Source organism: Paenibacillus sp. FSL L8-0436 (assembly GCF_038593025.1).
Classification (GTDB): domain Bacteria; phylum Bacillota; class Bacilli; order Paenibacillales; family Paenibacillaceae; genus Paenibacillus_AQ.
In genome coordinates, this window is sequence record NZ_CP151955.1 from 2,289,899 (window position 1) to 2,305,630 (window position 15,732).

The following is a 15,732-nucleotide window of genomic DNA, read 5'->3' on the forward strand; positions in this document are numbered from 1 at the left end:
GCGGCATTCGCAGGGTTATTTTTATTTTGTCCTGAAACTTCATGTATTCGACTTAAATTTACAGCAAAAGAAGGCTATAACATTGATTTTGTGTCCAAGTTGCAGTAATATTCATTAGGGCGCAGTAAAAGGTACATGTGATAAAGTTCCTATACAAACAGAAAGCCTTATAGTAGATTTTGTAGTTGGAAAAAGTGAGACAGAGAGAACGAAAAAACGGAGGAAAACCTAATGCGGAAAAGTAAAATTGTATGTACGATCGGTCCTGCTAGTGAATCGTTGGAGAATATCAAAAAATTGATCTTGGCTGGTATGAATGTGGCCCGTCTGAACTTCTCCCACGGCGATTTTGAAGAGCACGGCAACCGGATCAAGACGATCCGTCAGGCATCTAAAGAACTGGGCAAAACTGTTGCCATCCTGCTCGACACCAAAGGACCGGAGATTCGCACAGGCAAGCTGGAAGTAGAACCGATTGAACTGGTTCAGGACGAGTATCTGACATTGACTACGGAAGAGATCCTTGGCGACCAAAACCGTATCTCCATCACTTACAGCGACCTGCCTAATGATGTTCAAGTAGGCTCGACCATCCTGATCGATGACGGCCTTATCGGACTTACCGTTGTCGACATTCAAGGCACAGAAATCAAGACCCGTATTGTTAACGGCGGTACGATCAAGAGCAAGAAGGGCGTTAACGTACCAGGAGTTGCCATCTCCCTGCCGGGTATTACGGAAAAAGACACCAACGATATCGTTTTTGGGATCGGACAGGACATCGATTTTATCGCCGCTTCCTTCGTTCGCAAAGCTAGCGACGTTCTGGAAATCCGTGCACTGCTTGAGAAGCACAATGCTTCCCATATTCAAATCATCTCCAAAATCGAAAACCAACAAGGTGTTGACAACCTTGATGAAATTTTGGCAGCTTCCGACGGCCTAATGGTTGCCCGCGGCGACCTTGGTGTGGAAATCCCTGCTGAAGATGTGCCTTTGGCTCAAAAGCTGATGATCGAAAAATGTAACATCGCCGGCAAACCGGTAATCACAGCTACACAAATGCTGGATTCCATGCAGCGCAACCCGCGTCCTACCCGCGCTGAAGCAAGTGACGTAGCGAACGCTATCTTCGACGGAACAGATGCAATCATGCTGTCCGGTGAAACTGCTGCCGGGAAATATCCGGTAGAGTCCGTTCTCACAATGTCCCGCATTGCTGAGAAAGCTGAATCTGCCCTGAACCACCGTGAAATCTTCATGAAGCAACAAATTGCTCAAGAAACAACGGTTACTGAAGCCATCAGCCAATCCGTAGCGATTTCCGCTCTGGACCTGAACGCTAAAGCTATCATTTCTTCGACTGTAACTGGCCACACTGCACGCGTAGTTTCCAAATACCGTCCTAAATCACAAATTATTGCCGTGACTACTCAAGAAAGAACTATGCGTCAATTGGCTCTCGTATGGGGCGTAACTCCTGTATTCGGTAAAGAAGCTACGTCGACAGACGAATTGCTGCAAACTGCCCTTAAAGGCGGTAAGGATTCCGGTCTGGTTAAAGCAGGCGATCTTGTTGTAATTACAGCGGGTATCCCACTGGGACGTTCCGGTTCTACAAACCTGGTGAAAGTAGACACCATTCCAGCTGACTAAGCTTAGGAGTCTTCTATAACGCAGATTGTTCTATTCATAAAAAGCAATGGTGGATCCCACCATTGCTTTTTTTTTTGCTTGATATACGAGGGTCAAATGTATATATTGGATTGAGAGTTTCGGGCAAAATGAACACTAGGAACGTATGAGAATGGGGTTTCTTGTGTTAACGAGAGGCGATCCCTTATGATATACACGTTTAACTACAAAAGTATCTCCGGCGGAATTGGGGCTTGAAGGGAAGGCAACTGCGGTTTTGTTCTGTACCATAATACCTCCATCGGCTGGAGTGAGTTTAGGGCTTTTTCCGTTGATTGTACAGCGGCTGAACCTTGTGGGTGTTACCCGGGCAAGCGCGCCTATAGTTCCGCCGACTTGGGGGGCTTCCATGATCCATTCAGCGGAGGACTGCGGACCAGTGTAATGCTGTATAGTGCGGAAAATCCAGTTCTTGCTGAGATTCTGCAAGGTTATGCGCCATTTGCCGCGGCTGATCTTGGCGATCGTTGCCCGCATGCGGTCTCCGGGAGAGACCGGGAGAGGAATAACCGTCTCCATTGCCGGCAGTATTTCCCACCAGGGATAGTAGCGGACGACTCCATTTATAGATTCATGTGCGGTGCCGGTCTGAATCAGATTGCTGTTTTTGAAGCCGTCGATTCCAATCCAGGCCGAGGAATAGCTGGCTTTGGAAGTGGGCTTGATATAGGGGACAACCCACTCGCCGGAGATCCTCCGGAAGGCTCCTTTTTTGCCTGTGATGGCATATCCGCTCCAGTTGCTGGAGGTCCAGCCGAAGCCCGTGCTTTGAGCTCTTCCCTTGTTGGTTTTGTCCGTGAGACAAGGCAGACCACGCTTTAATTTATAAACTGTGCTCACTTGTTCACCGCCTCTATTAGGTTCTGCTCTATCTAATGCGGCGAAGTCTTGCAAAGGTTGGGTATTCTGTTAAAAAGGATTGGAGAGGAAATATAGCACAAATGGAAAAACTACTGAAGCTGCGCGGCTTTTATCTCTTCCTGGGACTTGCCGGCGGCTCGTTTGGTTCCTATCTGACGCTGTTGCTGAAGTATAACGGAATGGATGTCAGCCAAATTGGTATGATGATGGCGGTAGGAACACTTATTGCCATATGTATTCAGCCTGTATGGGGTCTTATCTCCGACAGGTATAACCAGGCGCGTCTTGTACTTATTCTAAGTGTGGCTGTACCGGCGGTGCTGGCCGTATTCTACCGTTCGGAATATTTCATTGTTCTTCTGATGGTATACACGGTGTCCACGATCTTCTCGTCCACACAGGCCCCTATCGCCGATTCTTACGCCATTGCAGCGGCGAACAGAGCCGGATCCACCTACGGCAGCATCCGGCTGATGATGAGCATAGGAGCGGCTGTAGGAGCCTATGCCGGTGGCCAGTATGTTGAGAGATTTTCAGTCTCTACGATATGGCTCCCGTTCCTGCTCTTAAATTCAGTTGCCGTCATTTTTGCCCTGACCCTGCCCAGACAGGCGGAAGAGAATCATATGATGAGCCAATCGCTGGCTCAAGGGGTCAAAAAATTACTCGGCAACCGCATCTTCCTGGCCTTTCTGGGCGGCAGCTTTTTGGTGAACCAGACGATGACAGCTTTCGGCACTTATTTTGTGGTGGCCTTCCAATCTGTCGGCGGCTCCACCGGGTATGCCGGAATTGCGCTTTTCCTAGCCTCTGTGACCAACGTGCCCTCCATGCTGTATGCCTCGAAAGTCATCCGGAAGCTGGGACGCGAGCGTACGCTGCTGCTGGGTGCGCTGATCTATGTGCTGCGCTGGGGGATTCAGGTGGCCTTTCCCCATCCTTCGGTGATGATCGGCGTGCAGGTGCTGCACGGTCTGTCATTCGGGCTCTTTTATATTGCTGCTGTTGAATATGTGTCGCAGATTACCTCATCCGAGATGCAGGCAACAGGCCAAAGTGTCTTCAATATCGTATTTTCCGGTTTTGCGGGAATTCTGGGCAATTTGCTGAATGGATTTCTGCTTAGTCAGGGCGGTGTCGGGCTGATGAATGTGTCTTGCATGATAAGTTCTGCCGTCGGGGCGGTACTGCTCTTCTATGTAGCCAGAAGCTCAAGGAGCAGCGTTCCGAAGACGATGTCCTCGGGCGGAGTTGGCGTCTAGCTGCCGCTTCCGCAAGTTAATACAGAAAGGAGCATAAGTTATGGAATCACGTAATCGGGTGCTTTCCAGCCGCTGGTACAGCACGGCTTTCCGCGTGCGTTACCAGGAAACCGATCAAATGGGTGTGGTGTACCACGCCAATTACTTAAGCTGGTTCGAGAGCGGGCGCACCGAGATGTTCCGCGAGCTCGGCTTCGCCTACCGTTCGCTGGAGAACATGGGAGTGCTTCTTCCTGTGACTGCGGCAGATTTGCAATTTAAAAGTCCGGCGCGATATGATGATCTTATCGCCGTCTATGCGCGGCTTAAGGTTTTTTCAGCTTTGAGAGTTGTGTATGAATATGAGGTGCGCCGGATTGAGGAGGATGGGGAAAGTGGCGGCGAAGGTTCTGCGGAACACGGAGAGCTTTCACCGCTGACTACAGCCCAGACTCTTCCGGGAGAATTTCTGGTTAGCGGCTCTACCAGTCATGTCTGGCTGAACAAGGACTGGAAGCCGGTAAGACTGGATCGGGCGCTGCCGGAGCTGTATCAAGCGATAACCGGGGCGCTTAGAGAAGAAGAAGGAGGAGCAGTATGATCAGGAACAAATGGCTGTGGGCTGCCTTGTTTATTATCCCGGCCGTGGAATTATTCGGGTTCATCTATGTCGCTGGTTATCTTGGAGCGCCCAAAACGCTACTGCTCATTCTGGCTACTTCAGTGATCGGACTGCTTATGATGCGGTTCGAAGGCAAAAAGGTACTACAGGACAGCAAAATACAAATGCAGGAAGGCAAAGTGCCCGGACGGACGATGCTGGACGGCTTGTGTATTTTTTTCGGCGGTCTGCTGCTGATTCTGCCGGGCTTTGTAACGGATATAATCGGCTTTTCTTTGGTGTTTCCGCTGACCCGGCCGCTGTACCGGGTTTTTCTGCTTAGATGGATTGAGAAGAAAATGAAAAATGGCACCTTTACCTTTTACCGCAGGTAACAGAAACCTGTTTATGCGCTGCTTAGTGTACCAGACGAATAGGATGAACCTAGGAAACGAAACAGAGCGGAAGCCGTCTACTTGGACGGCTTCCGCTCTGTTTCGTTATAAGGGACTGTTTTACGGTTCCCGCTGTATTCCATACACCTAGTTGGACTAATGCAGACGTCCGCTCACAATGTAGCTGTGCAGCGCCCGGAACACACCGGCACGGTGGAAGGCGTCAAGGATGACCAGAATAACAGGACCCAGAAGAAGACCGAGCATGCCGAACAGCTGCAGGCCGGCGAACATACCGACCAGCAGGGTAAGCGGGTCCAGCCCGATGCTGCTGGCGAGCACCTTGGGCTCAAGCACCTGGCGGGTCACGAGAATGATCCCGTAGAGCACCAGCAATCCGATGGACAGAGCCAGGTTGCCGGTCATGTAGGAGTACAGCGCCCAAGGGAGCAATATAACACCGACGCCAAGGTAAGGGACCAAATCAACGATACCGACCGTCAGACCGATGGCAAAGGCGGAGTCTACGCCCAGCAGCAGGAGCCCGATAATGACGATAACCCCGGTAACGGAAATCAGCACTAACTGGGCCCGCAGATAGCCGGACAGCGCTTTGCGCAAATCACTCCAAATCTCAGAGACCGGTCTAAGCAGAGGCGCCGGCAGCAATGAAGTCAATTTTGCATTATGGCGATCCCAGCCGGTGCTGAGGAAAAAGGCGGCCAGCACGATCACAATCAGGATGGTTCCCATACTTGGCAGCGCGGAAATCAGCTTCAGAATCATATTGAAAAAACCGGTGATCAACTGGGTCATGGCGTGGCCCACGGTTTCGGTAGTCCGGCTGATGTTGCTGTCGATAGTGGCATGATAGTCCGGGTTGTCGTGGTAAAACTGGTTGATTTGGTTAATAATATTCTGAATGCTGGCATTGCGGCCCAGTGACAGCAGCAGCTCGCGCCATTGGTCGGTATGGAGATCTAAGGTCTGCAGCAGCACAATCAGCTCTTTCACCAGCCGGGTAATCAGCGCAGTCAGTACAAGGGCCGTACCTCCGATATAGAACAGCAGCGAGAGCGAGACGGCGAGCCAGCCCGGAAGCTTAAATCCTTTAAGGATCACCACCAGCGGATGAATGATATAGGCGAGCAGCCAGGCCAAGAGGAGCGGATAGAGCAGCGGAAGCAATACATAGATGGCGAACATCAGCCCCGCAGCGGCGAGAACGACCCAAAGGCCGCGCAGCACTCTTTTTAACACAAGCGTGTCCATCGTTCATCCCTCCACTATTGCTGCTCCCGCAAGAAAATAACTGCTCGTCTTATGTATATTCATAGATTGATTTTACAGACTATCAAAAGTCATAAAGCACAAAAACAGGGCAGACTCTATAACCTGAAAGCGCAATCATGAAACAGGAAGATCGGAAGTTTTTTTCTATCTCTCCGATAAAATCATTTGATGCGTGTCAAAGCTTCCACGTTGTTCACATAACCGTCAAAATCCGGTATGATTATTAAAGGTTCTACACTGAAAGTTGGTTGCAATCTTTAAGGATGTCTTATCCCCTTCTTTTTATGTTTTTAAACCTTTAAAATGTAAATGTTTTCACGATGTTAGAAATGGCTTTTATACCCTTGTTCGCAAAGGAGAGATATACTATGACAGCTACTAAAGGCCTGGAAGGCATCGTCGCCACGACTTCCTCAATCAGCTCGATTGTGGATGGCGTCCTCACTTACCGCGGATTTGATATTGACGATCTTGCGGAGAATGCCACCTTTGAAGAAACCGCTTATTTGCTGTGGTTTGGCAATCTGCCTACTACGCCTGAGCTGCAGGCTCTGCGACGTGATCTCAGCGCATTTGCACCGGTTCCGGAGCAGGTCATTGCACAAATGAAGCTGTATCCCAAAGAAGCGAACACGATGGCTGCCCTGCGCTCCGCCGTATCAAGTCTCGCGCTCTATGATGAAGCGGCGGATGACATGAGCCGTGAAGCGAATGAAATCAAAGCAGTGAAGATTCAGGCGCAGATTCCGACCATAGTGGCTGCGCTGGCGCGTATCCGCAAAGGTCTGGAGCCCATTGCACCCAAAGAAGGCTTGTCCATCGCAGAGAATTTTCTCTATATGCTATGGGGTAAACAGCCGGATGTCGTATCCGTCAAGGCGCTGGATGCTGCACTGGTGCTGCATGCAGACCATGAGCTGAATGCCTCCACATTTGCCAGCCGCGTGACTGTGGCTACTCTCTCCGATATGTATTCCGGTGTGACGTCTGCGATTGGTGCCCTTAAGGGTCCGCTGCATGGCGGAGCGAACGAGGCCGTAATGAAGATGCTGGAGGAGATCGGCAGTCTGGATGCAGTGGAGCCCTATATTCGCGGGAAGCTGGAGCGCCGTGAGAAAATTATGGGCTTCGGACACCGTGTCTATAAGAATGGGGATCCGCGTGCCAAACATCTGATGAAGATGTCCCACGAGCTGGGCACCATGAAGAATGACACTACACTCTACGATATGTCCGTCAAGATTGAGGAGCTGATCACCGGGCAGAAGGGACTGAAGCCAAACGTGGATTTCTACTCGGCTTCGGTATACACACAGCTTGGCATTGAGCGGGAGTTGTTCACACCGATTTTTGCCATCAGCCGCGCTTCGGGATGGACAGCGCATATTCTGGAGCAATATGTAGACAACCGTATCATCCGCCCGCGTGCTGAATACACAGGGATGTCCGAACAAAAATACGTTCCCGTTGACGAGAGATAAAGGCGGCCCTTGCGGGCCGCTCCACCCCTCTAGTAGAATGAATGTACGCAAGTGCCAACCAAACTAAACTAAACTTTTTAGGAGGATTCCCCACAAATGTTGAAACTAGAAAAATACGATCTGCCGACAGAAGGCGAACAAATCACGATTGAAGACGGCAAACTGGTGGTTCCGAATCATCCGATTATTCCTTTTATTGAGGGTGACGGCACTGGCCGCGACATTTGGAAAGCTTCCAAACGGGTGCTTGATGAAGCAGTTGCCAAAGCTTACGGCGGTTCAAAGAAAATTGCCTGGTATGAAGTGTTTGCCGGCGAAAAGGCCTTCAATACATATGGTGAATGGCTGCCTAATGATACGCTGGAAGCCATTCGTGAATATATTGTAGCTATTAAAGGCCCGCTTACCACTCCAATCGGCGGCGGAATCCGTTCTTTGAATGTGGCGTTGCGCCAGGAACTGGACCTGTATGTATGTTTGCGTCCAGTGCGTTATTTCGATGGCGTGCCTTCACCGGTGAAACATCCGGAGCTGGTGGACATGGTTATTTTCCGTGAGAATACAGAAGACATTTATGCGGGTATCGAATACCAGGAAGGCTCCGAGGCTGTCAAGAAAGTGATTGAATTCCTGCAGAAGGAAATGGGTGTGAACAAAATCCGCTTCCCGGAAACATCCGGTATCGGCATCAAGCCAGTGTCTTCCGAAGGCTCGAAGCGCCTCGTGCGCGCTGCAGTTGAATATGCGATCAAGCATGGACGGAAGAGCGTAACGCTTGTGCATAAGGGCAATATCATGAAATTTACCGAAGGTGCGTTTAAGAACTGGGGTTACGAAGTGGCTGAGCAGGAGTTCGGCGACCAAGTATTTACCTGGAACCAATATGATGTCATCAAGGAACGTGATGGTGAAGCTGCGGCCAATGCTGCCCAGAAGGAAGCGGAAGCTGCCGGCAAAATCATCATCAAGGATGCCATTGCCGACATCGCTCTGCAGCAGGTATTGACCCGTCCGACCGATTTCGACGTGATTGCTACGCTGAACTTGAACGGTGACTACTTGTCCGACGCGCTTGCTGCTCAAATCGGCGGCATCGGCATCGCTCCGGGAGCGAACATCAACTATTTAACAGGGCATGCTATCTTTGAAGCAACACATGGTACAGCTCCGAAATATGCCGATAAGGACGTTGTGAACCCGGGTTCGGTCATTCTTTCCGGAGTAATGCTGCTGGAGCATTTGGGCTGGCAGGAAGCGGCTGACCTTATCTACAAAGGAATGAGTACCGCGATCAACAACAAAACGGTGACTTATGATTTTGCCCGTCAAATGGAAGGCGCAACAGAGCTGAAATGCTCCGCGTTTGCCGACGAAATTATCAATAATCTGTAGTCTTGTAGGAGGATATCTCTTGGCCATCAAACGTTATAAAATTACAGTCGTGGGTGCCGGCTTCACCGGCGCTACCACGGCGCTTATGCTTGCCCAGAAGGAACTCGGCAACGTGGTGCTGCTGGATATTCCGCAGCTCGAGAACCCGACCAAAGGCAAGGCGCTGGACATGCTGGAAGCCGGCCCTGTGCAGAAGTTCGACAGCCAGATTACGGGAACCTCAAGCTATGAGGATGCAGCGGATTCGGATATCGTGATTATTACGGCAGGCATCGCCCGCAAGCCGGGCATGAGCCGCGATGATCTGGTGAATACCAATGCAGGAATTGTGAAATCGGTCTGCGAAAATGTGAAACGTGTCGCTCCGGAATCCATCGTAATTATATTGAGCAATCCGGTAGATGCGATGACTTATGTGGCTTACAATGCACTGGGCTTCCCCAAAAACCGGGTAATCGGACAATCCGGCGTGCTGGATACGGCCCGCTACTGTACTTTTATCGCCCAAGAGCTTAACGTTTCGGTTGAAGATGTACGCGGCTTTGTGCTGGGTGGACATGGCGATGATATGGTACCGCTCGTACGCTACTCCAGCGTGGGCGGCATTCCGATTGATACGCTGATTTCCGCAGAGCGTATTGCCGAGATTGTACAGCGTACACGAGTCGGCGGCGGCGAGATTGTCAGCCTGCTCGGCAACGGCAGCGCTTATTATGCGCCAGCGGCTTCCTTGGTCCAGATGACTGAAGCGATCCTGAAGGACAAGAAGCGGATCATCCCGGTAATCGCTCTGCTTGAAGGTGAATACGGCTATGATGGGCTGTTCATGGGCATTCCGGCGCTGCTGGGTGCGGACGGCATTGAGAAGGTATATGAACTGGAGCTTACGGCAGAGGAGAAAGCGGCTTTGGATAAGTCGGCAGATTCGGTACGTGCCGTTACTTCGTTAGTTACGATCTGAGCATCAGCCTGCAGGAGCCCTCATTTTAGAAATTAAAATGGGGGTTTTCTTTTCTTCTATTTGTTGGTTAGGTATAATTGAAGTGTAACTAAAATCACTGAAAACATTAGAGGAGGTATGTTATGGGTCACTTTTTGTTTTTTCTACATATGATCGGTACATTGGCGCTGGGCTTTTATCTGGTGCTGCCGTTTGTTCTCGGGCGTGTCCAGAAGCTGAGCGTCCCTGCGAGAGAAGGAACGCTTAGTGCAATCGGCGGCTTCAACCGCTTCGCCCAGTACGGTCTGGTCATCCAACTGCTGACTGGCGGCTATATGATGACGAAGGGTGAATATTCGGTACCGTGGATGATCGTGGTTGTTGTTCTGCTGCTTGCGATGTTTGCACTCGGCGGCATCATCAGCAAACCGTTGCGTCTTGCCGCAGCCGGCATGCGCGAGAACCGTGACGTGTCCGCAGAGACAGGCAAAATCCGTACCTTAAGCCTGCTGCTCATGGTGGCGCTGGTGCTGATGGTGTTTTTTATGGTGTACAACAGCATTATTTAAGACTTTCCTTCATAGAAAGACTACAGAAAGCCCGCCTCCGGAATGGCATGGAGAGCGGGCTTTTGGGTGCAGACATTACTTCGGGACTAGTCTATCGGATACTCCCCCGCCATGGCGCTGCCACAGATTGTAACAGACAACGTTTTACAGCAGTTCGTTCAGGGAGAAAACATGGCTTTTCTCAAATTCAGCGAGGATTCCCGCCGGAAGCAGGCGTTGAAGCTCGAGCCGGGTACACCATTTATAATCCGAATGCTCTTCGGACAGCTGTACCGCATGGTCTGTGCTCCGGCACAAATAGGTGATAATGACAAGCTGCCTTGCCGGATCGGTTAGAAACGAGGTTGCATACAGCAGATTGCCGACAGTAACCGCAAGTCCGGTCTCCTCATAAATCTCCCTTTCCAGAGCCGCCTCCAGGTCTTCTCCGAATTCTATTTTTCCGCCTGCACATTCCCAGGTGCCCGCTCCGACGGAATCTCTTGCCGCACGCCGAACAAGCAGAATCCGGCCTCCATGTACAATAACTCCTTTGACAGCAACGATGATGCTGCGTGTGTGTTTGACCATATTGCGTGCTCTCCCCTCTGCGCAGAGTCTGCATAAATCTGCAACTCCATTGCTGGATTAGTGCTTTCTCTCTAAAGTATATCGCCTTCCCCGGCAAAAACGACAGACATTTTAGTTTGACCGCGCCCAAGGTGTGGTAAGTAACATAACGTAAAGCAAATGAAGAGATGATCTGCAGGTGCATAAACCAGGCACCCTGAGCCAACCCTAAAACGATGAGTAACCAACAGGTACACAGCGAAAGGAGAATGGATCATGCCAGACAACACGCAAACCAAAAAAACATTACCTCCGCAGGTGCAGGACCGCCAGCCCGGAATTGAAAGTGAAATGAATCCGCTGCCGGAATTCGAGACCTCAGCCTATAAGGCGGCGGGCAAGCTGCTGGGCAAGGCGGCTCTGATTACAGGAGGAGACAGCGGTATTGGCCGGGCGGTTGCCGTTCATTTTGCCAAGGAGGGTGCGGATGTCGTTATTTCCTACCTCAATGAGCATTCCGATGCCGAAGAGACTAAACGCCAGGTGGAGCAAGAGGGGCGGAAGTGCATTCTGATTGCCGGCGATATCGGCGTGGAGGCGTTCTGCCAGGATCTGATCAATAAGACGGTGGAAGGACTCGGCAAGCTGGACATCCTGATTAATAATGCGGCCGAGCAGCATCCGCAGGAGAAGATTGAGGATATTACCTCCGAGCAGCTGGAACGGACGTTCCGCACGAATATTTTTTCGATGTTCTATTTGACCAAGGCAGCCATGCCTCACCTGAAAAAAGGGTCCACGATCATCAACACGACTTCGATCACAGCCTACCGGGGCAGCCCGCAGCTGCTGGACTATTCGTCCACCAAAGGGGCGATTCTCAGCTTTACCCGTTCGCTGTCGATGAATCTGGCGGACAAAGGCATCCGGGTCAATGCCGTAGCGCCGGGACCGATTTGGACACCGCTTATTCCGTCGACCTTTGACGCGAAGAAAGTCAGTGAATTCGGCGGCACGCAGCCAATGAAACGCCCGGGACAACCGGAGGAGCTCGCTCCGGCCTACGTGTATCTGGCTTCTGACGATTCATCTTATGTAAGCGGACAGGTAATGCATGTGAACGGCGGCGAGGTCGTAAACGGCTAAATGCGGTTGCTGATTCCACTGCTATGAATAATTAGAGTCTGGAGCGGAACCTTGGGTTCCGCTCTTTTTGAAAATATAAGAATTTATAGGCTTCACGCTATAAATTATCCTTCTATTTCTCGCTGAAACGGATACCGTCCTTTTGAGGACGGCGAAGCCGTTTCCACTTGTGCAGGCCTCCTTTAAAGGATGGCTCTTCAAGGAATAATATGTTAGTATATGAAACGTTAAGCGTAATTGAATATGAATTTGTCACTAGGGGTGCCGCAAGGCTGAGACGAACATACCCGTTCGGACCCTTTGAACCTGATCTGGTTTATACCAGCGTAGGGAAGTGGAGAACGAATAACTGCAGCGGGCTGAATGGCCCGGTATTCCTGTATATATTCCAGACTGCCTCCTTTACGGGGGGCGGTCTTTTTTGTGTTTGCCGGTAATGCAAAAGAACAGGAGAAGGTGAACGTGTTGAAAGAGATACATTTGATCTCGGATGGAAGGCAGAATCCGGTGCAGTTTGTTCAGCTGGCTGCGGCTGTGCAATTCATAGTGGATTATATCCATCTCCGGGAAAAGGCAATGTCTGCGCGGGAGCTCATGGCTCTGATGGAGCAGCTGATTATAGCGGGGGTTCCGCCTGCCAAGCTGGTGATCAACGACCGGATAGACGTTGCTCTGGCCGCAGGGGCGGGCGGGGTCCAGTTGGCTTGGCACAGCCTGCCGCCTAATGCAGCGCGCAGTGTAGCACCGGACCTGCGATTGGGAAGGTCGGTGCATTCCCCGGAGGAGGCGGCTGAATCCGGCCTGCAGGGAGCGGACTTCTGCCTGTTCGGGCATGTGTTTCCCTCGGCCTGCAAGCAGGGGCAGCGGGAACGCGGATTGCAGCAGCTGGCTGAGGCTGTCCGCTACAGCAGCATTCCGCTGATCGCCATAGGCGGAATTGAGCCGGGCAATGCCGGAAAGGTTCTGGCAACGGGTGCTGCCGGAATTGCCGTAATGTCCGGAATATGCAGTGCAGGAGATCCTGTGGCCGCCGCTACAGCCTACAGATCAGCAGTTCAGGCCGTACCTTAAGTCTGAAGCCATGAATAATGCTCCTGCACCAGTTAAAGGAGGTGAGCAAGCATGAATTTAATCGTGAATGGAAAAGGCGGGGCCTATGAAGAGGGCTGCCGGACTGTAGCTGATCTGCTAAGCCGGTCCGAGTGGACCGGGAGACTGGTTATCGTGGAGCTGAACGGTGAGATCGTCGGCAAGGAGGTTTACGGAGATACGCTGCTGAGTGAAGGTGACCGCGTAGAGCTGGTCCATTTTGTCGGCGGGGGCTAAAGTGCCGGTGCGTGTTGCCGGATGCAAGAAGCAAGAGGTAAATGGTATGAGGTAAGTGGCAAGTGGTAGGAAGCCAGAGGTAAGACGTAAGACGTAAGAAGCAAGAGTTAGAGGTAAGACGAAAGAGGAAAGACGTAAGACGTAAGACGCAAGAGTTAAAGGCAAGACGTAAGACATAAGACATAAGACATAAGACGTAAGACATAAGAGGTAAGATGAAAACTCGGCGTATCAGTAACAGAGGCTCCGCATTTTAGCGGGCCACTATCTCAGGAGGCGATTTTATGCAAGATCCTTTCGTTATCGGCGGAATCCCTTTATCCAGCAGGCTGTTTATCGGAACCGGGAAATACAGCCGCAATACCCTTATTCCCGAAGTGATTGCACGTTCGGGTTCTCAGGTCATTACGGTGGCTCTGCGCCGGGTTGATCCGGAGAGCAACGACAACATTGTTGCGCATATCCCCTCCCATATGACGTTGCTGCCCAATACCTCCGGCGCGCGCACAGCCGAAGAAGCGGTGCGTATTGCCAGACTGGCCAGGGCGGCAGGGCTGGGCAATTGGGTGAAGATCGAGGTCATTAATGATCAGAAATATTTGCTGCCCGATAATATGGAGACAGTTAAAGCTACGGAAATATTGGCTGCAGAGGGTTTCGTTGTACTGCCGTATATGAGTCCCGATCTTTCCACGGCTATCCGGCTCAAGGCAGCCGGAGCGGCCGCCGTTATGCCGCTGGGTGCGCCCATCGGCTCGAACCGCGGCCTGCAGACCAAGGAGCTGCTGCGGATTCTGATCGCAGAAGTGGATCTTCCGGTGATTGTTGACGCCGGTATTGGCAGACCTTCCGAGGCTGCTGAGGCAATGGAAATGGGCGCATCCGCCGTGCTGCTGAACACGGCAATTGCTACTGCGCATGATCCGCTTCTGATGGCGGAGGCATTCCGTGAGGCGGTAACCGCAGGGCGCAAGGCTTATCTGGCCGGACTGGGGCCGGTGGAGGAGGCGGCAACGGCCTCTTCGCCGCTGACCGGCTTTTTGTTCTAGCCAATGGAGAGAAGGAAGGGAGGAAGAGCATGAGCTTTTTTGATACGGTGACCAGGTTAGAGCAGCTTCCTTACGAGACTTTATGGAAGCAGTATACTGCGGTGGATGTGAAGCGGGCGTTACGATTGGAACATCTGGACGAAGACGGGCTGATGGCACTGCTGTCTCCGGCGGCGGAGCCTTACCTGGAGGAAATGGCGCAGAAAGCGCAAAGATTGACACGTACGCACTTCGGGCATGTGATGCAGCTGTTTACGCCGATGTATTTGGCCGATTTTTGCGTGAATCATTGCACTTATTGCAGCTTTAGCTCGATTTATGACTTTCCGCGCAAAAAACTGACACTGGAGGAGGTCAGGCAAGAAGCAGAAACCATCGCCGCCACAGGCCTGCGCCACATTCTGATTTTGACCGGGGAATCCCGGAGTGAAAGTCCGGCCGCTTATGTGAGGGAGTGTGTGAAGGTGCTCCGTGACTATTTTTCTTCAGTCAGCATTGAGGTTAATCCGCTCTCTACGGAAGAATACAATGATCTGAGGGTGGCAGGGGTAGACGGTCTTACCTTGTATCAGGAGGTGTACCATCAGGAGACCTATCGAAAGCTGCATGTGAAGGGTCCGAAGAGAGTCTACCGCAACCGTCTGGATGCGCCCGAGCGCGGCTGCCGCGCCGGGTTTCGATCCGTGAATATTGGTGCCCTGCTGGGGATGTACGATTGGCGCCAGGAGGCTCTGGCAACGGCCCTGCATGCGAGATACTTGCAGGACAAGTACCCGGAGTGCGAGATCGGCTTGTCGATTCCCCGTTTTCGCCCGTATCTCGGAGAATTCAATCCGGCAAGTGATGTAACCGACCGTGCGCTGGTGCAGATCATACTGGCTTACCGCCTGTTTCTGCCCCGTGCGGGCATTTCATTGTCCACGCGGGAGCCGGCAGCTTTGCGCGATCATCTGGTCCATCTCGGCATCACTAAAATGTCCGCAGGAGTATCCACCGAGGTAGGCGGGCATACCCTTGAAGGCGGAACCCCGCAGTTTGAAATATCGGATGGCCGCAAAGTGTTTGAAATTACAGAAATGTTGTATGCCAAGGGACTGCAGCCGGTATTCAAGGACTGGGATATCCTGACAGAGCCGCTCCATTCACCAAAGATTACACCACACCATCAGGTGGACTCCCTGCGTTAATAAATTC

At 51.6% G+C, this 15,732-nt stretch carries 16 protein-coding genes and 1 riboswitch; of the genes, 13 read left to right on the plus strand and 3 right to left on the minus strand.

What is annotated here, in order from left to right; all coding sequences use genetic code 11:
* The first annotated feature begins 231 nt into the window (after window positions 1-231).
* On the plus strand, window positions 232-1,656 hold the full coding sequence (gene pyk, locus NSS79_RS10185; RefSeq protein ID WP_038588922.1) for a pyruvate kinase: 1,425 nt from the start codon (window positions 232-234) through the stop codon (window positions 1,654-1,656).
* Window positions 1,657-1,791: 135 nt separating this feature from the next.
* On the opposite strand, the gene NSS79_RS10190 is transcribed toward pyk, so the two are convergent.
* Window positions 1,792-2,535: a G1 family glutamic endopeptidase gene (locus NSS79_RS10190; RefSeq protein ID WP_342439251.1), complete on the minus strand. Its 744-nt coding sequence runs from the start codon at window positions 2,533-2,535 to the stop codon at window positions 1,792-1,794.
* 101 nt (window positions 2,536-2,636) lie between these two features.
* Here NSS79_RS10190 and NSS79_RS10195 point away from each other — a divergent pair, with 101 nt between their 5' ends.
* From NSS79_RS10195 to NSS79_RS10205, 3 genes are read left to right on the plus strand one after another with little or no spacing between them, the layout of a single operon-like run.
* Entirely contained in the window at window positions 2,637-3,818 is a 1,182-nt protein-coding gene (locus NSS79_RS10195; RefSeq protein ID WP_076110662.1) for an MFS transporter, read from the plus strand.
* 40 nt (window positions 3,819-3,858) lie between these two features.
* Window positions 3,859-4,398, plus strand: a complete 540-nt coding sequence (locus tag NSS79_RS10200) for a thioesterase family protein (protein WP_342439252.1) — start codon at window positions 3,859-3,861, stop codon at window positions 4,396-4,398.
* Window positions 4,395-4,793: an FxsA family protein gene (locus NSS79_RS10205; protein WP_076110660.1), complete on the plus strand. Its 399-nt coding sequence runs from the start codon at window positions 4,395-4,397 to the stop codon at window positions 4,791-4,793. The genes NSS79_RS10200 and NSS79_RS10205 overlap by 4 nt, the downstream gene beginning before the upstream one ends.
* A 156-nt stretch (window positions 4,794-4,949) precedes the next feature.
* Here the strand turns inward: NSS79_RS10205 and ytvI are convergent, their stop codons facing one another.
* On the minus strand, window positions 4,950-6,065 hold the full coding sequence (ytvI, locus tag NSS79_RS10210; RefSeq protein WP_342439253.1) for a sporulation integral membrane protein YtvI: 1,116 nt from the start codon (window positions 6,063-6,065) through the stop codon (window positions 4,950-4,952).
* Window positions 6,066-6,454: 389 nt separating this feature from the next.
* Between ytvI and NSS79_RS10215 the strand changes: the two genes are divergently transcribed.
* From NSS79_RS10215 to NSS79_RS10230, 4 genes are all read left to right on the plus strand, one after another.
* Window positions 6,455-7,567: a citrate/2-methylcitrate synthase gene (locus NSS79_RS10215; protein ID WP_342439254.1), complete on the plus strand. Its 1,113-nt coding sequence runs from the start codon at window positions 6,455-6,457 to the stop codon at window positions 7,565-7,567.
* Window positions 7,568-7,663: 96 nt separating this feature from the next.
* Window positions 7,664-8,959 (plus strand): NADP-dependent isocitrate dehydrogenase, encoded by a 1,296-nt coding sequence (gene icd / locus NSS79_RS10220; RefSeq protein ID WP_076110657.1) that lies wholly within the window; start codon window positions 7,664-7,666, stop codon window positions 8,957-8,959.
* Window positions 8,960-8,978: 19 nt separating this feature from the next.
* Window positions 8,979-9,920 (plus strand): malate dehydrogenase, encoded by a 942-nt coding sequence (gene mdh, locus NSS79_RS10225; protein ID WP_342439255.1) that lies wholly within the window; start codon window positions 8,979-8,981, stop codon window positions 9,918-9,920.
* A 122-nt stretch (window positions 9,921-10,042) separates the two neighbouring features.
* Window positions 10,043-10,468: a hypothetical protein gene (locus NSS79_RS10230; protein ID WP_038588945.1), complete on the plus strand. Its 426-nt coding sequence runs from the start codon at window positions 10,043-10,045 to the stop codon at window positions 10,466-10,468.
* A gap of 144 nt (window positions 10,469-10,612) precedes the next feature.
* Here NSS79_RS10230 and NSS79_RS10235 read toward each other — a convergent pair whose 3' ends face one another.
* Entirely contained in the window at window positions 10,613-11,038 is a 426-nt protein-coding gene (locus NSS79_RS10235; RefSeq protein WP_341118445.1) for an NUDIX domain-containing protein, read from the minus strand.
* Window positions 11,039-11,293: 255 nt separating this feature from the next.
* Between NSS79_RS10235 and NSS79_RS10240 the strand changes: the two genes are divergently transcribed.
* From NSS79_RS10240 to thiH, 5 genes are all read left to right on the plus strand, one after another.
* Entirely contained in the window at window positions 11,294-12,163 is an 870-nt protein-coding gene (locus tag NSS79_RS10240) for an SDR family oxidoreductase (protein WP_076110654.1), read from the plus strand.
* A 247-nt stretch (window positions 12,164-12,410) separates the two neighbouring features.
* A riboswitch (TPP riboswitch) is annotated at window positions 12,411-12,513 on the plus strand.
* A 112-nt stretch (window positions 12,514-12,625) separates the two neighbouring features.
* Window positions 12,626-13,234: a thiamine phosphate synthase gene (locus NSS79_RS10245; RefSeq protein WP_342439256.1), complete on the plus strand. Its 609-nt coding sequence runs from the start codon at window positions 12,626-12,628 to the stop codon at window positions 13,232-13,234.
* A gap of 51 nt (window positions 13,235-13,285) precedes the next feature.
* On the plus strand, window positions 13,286-13,489 hold the full coding sequence (gene thiS / locus NSS79_RS10250) for a sulfur carrier protein ThiS (RefSeq protein WP_342439257.1): 204 nt from the start codon (window positions 13,286-13,288) through the stop codon (window positions 13,487-13,489).
* Window positions 13,490-13,773: 284 nt separating this feature from the next.
* Window positions 13,774-14,538: a thiazole synthase gene (locus NSS79_RS10255; RefSeq protein ID WP_342439258.1), complete on the plus strand. Its 765-nt coding sequence runs from the start codon at window positions 13,774-13,776 to the stop codon at window positions 14,536-14,538.
* Window positions 14,539-14,567: 29 nt separating this feature from the next.
* Entirely contained in the window at window positions 14,568-15,725 is a 1,158-nt protein-coding gene (gene thiH / locus NSS79_RS10260) for a 2-iminoacetate synthase ThiH (protein WP_342439259.1), read from the plus strand.
* Window positions 15,726-15,732: the final 7 nt, after the last annotated feature.

Excerpts from the sequence above, each read along its gene's own strand:
- pyk (WP_038588922.1), top strand. The coding sequence starts at position 232 with ATGCGGAAAAGTAAAATTGTATGTACGATCGGTCCTGCTAGTGAATCG.
- NSS79_RS10195 (WP_076110662.1), top strand. The coding sequence starts at position 2,637 with ATGGAAAAACTACTGAAGCTGCGCGGCTTTTATCTCTTCCTGGGACTT.
- NSS79_RS10200 (WP_342439252.1), top strand. The coding sequence starts at position 3,859 with ATGGAATCACGTAATCGGGTGCTTTCCAGCCGCTGGTACAGCACGGCT.
- NSS79_RS10205 (WP_076110660.1), top strand. The coding sequence starts at position 4,395 with ATGATCAGGAACAAATGGCTGTGGGCTGCCTTGTTTATTATCCCGGCC.
- ytvI (WP_342439253.1), bottom strand. The coding sequence starts at position 6,065 with ATGGACACGCTTGTGTTAAAAAGAGTGCTGCGCGGCCTTTGGGTCGTT.
- NSS79_RS10215 (WP_342439254.1), top strand. The coding sequence starts at position 6,455 with ATGACAGCTACTAAAGGCCTGGAAGGCATCGTCGCCACGACTTCCTCA.
- icd (WP_076110657.1), top strand. The coding sequence starts at position 7,664 with ATGTTGAAACTAGAAAAATACGATCTGCCGACAGAAGGCGAACAAATC.
- NSS79_RS10230 (WP_038588945.1), top strand. The coding sequence starts at position 10,043 with ATGGGTCACTTTTTGTTTTTTCTACATATGATCGGTACATTGGCGCTG.
- NSS79_RS10235 (WP_341118445.1), bottom strand. The coding sequence starts at position 11,038 with ATGGTCAAACACACACGCAGCATCATCGTTGCTGTCAAAGGAGTTATT.
- NSS79_RS10240 (WP_076110654.1), top strand. The coding sequence starts at position 11,294 with ATGCCAGACAACACGCAAACCAAAAAAACATTACCTCCGCAGGTGCAG.
- thiS (WP_342439257.1), top strand. The coding sequence starts at position 13,286 with ATGAATTTAATCGTGAATGGAAAAGGCGGGGCCTATGAAGAGGGCTGC.
- NSS79_RS10255 (WP_342439258.1), top strand. The coding sequence starts at position 13,774 with ATGCAAGATCCTTTCGTTATCGGCGGAATCCCTTTATCCAGCAGGCTG.
- thiH (WP_342439259.1), top strand. The coding sequence starts at position 14,568 with ATGAGCTTTTTTGATACGGTGACCAGGTTAGAGCAGCTTCCTTACGAG.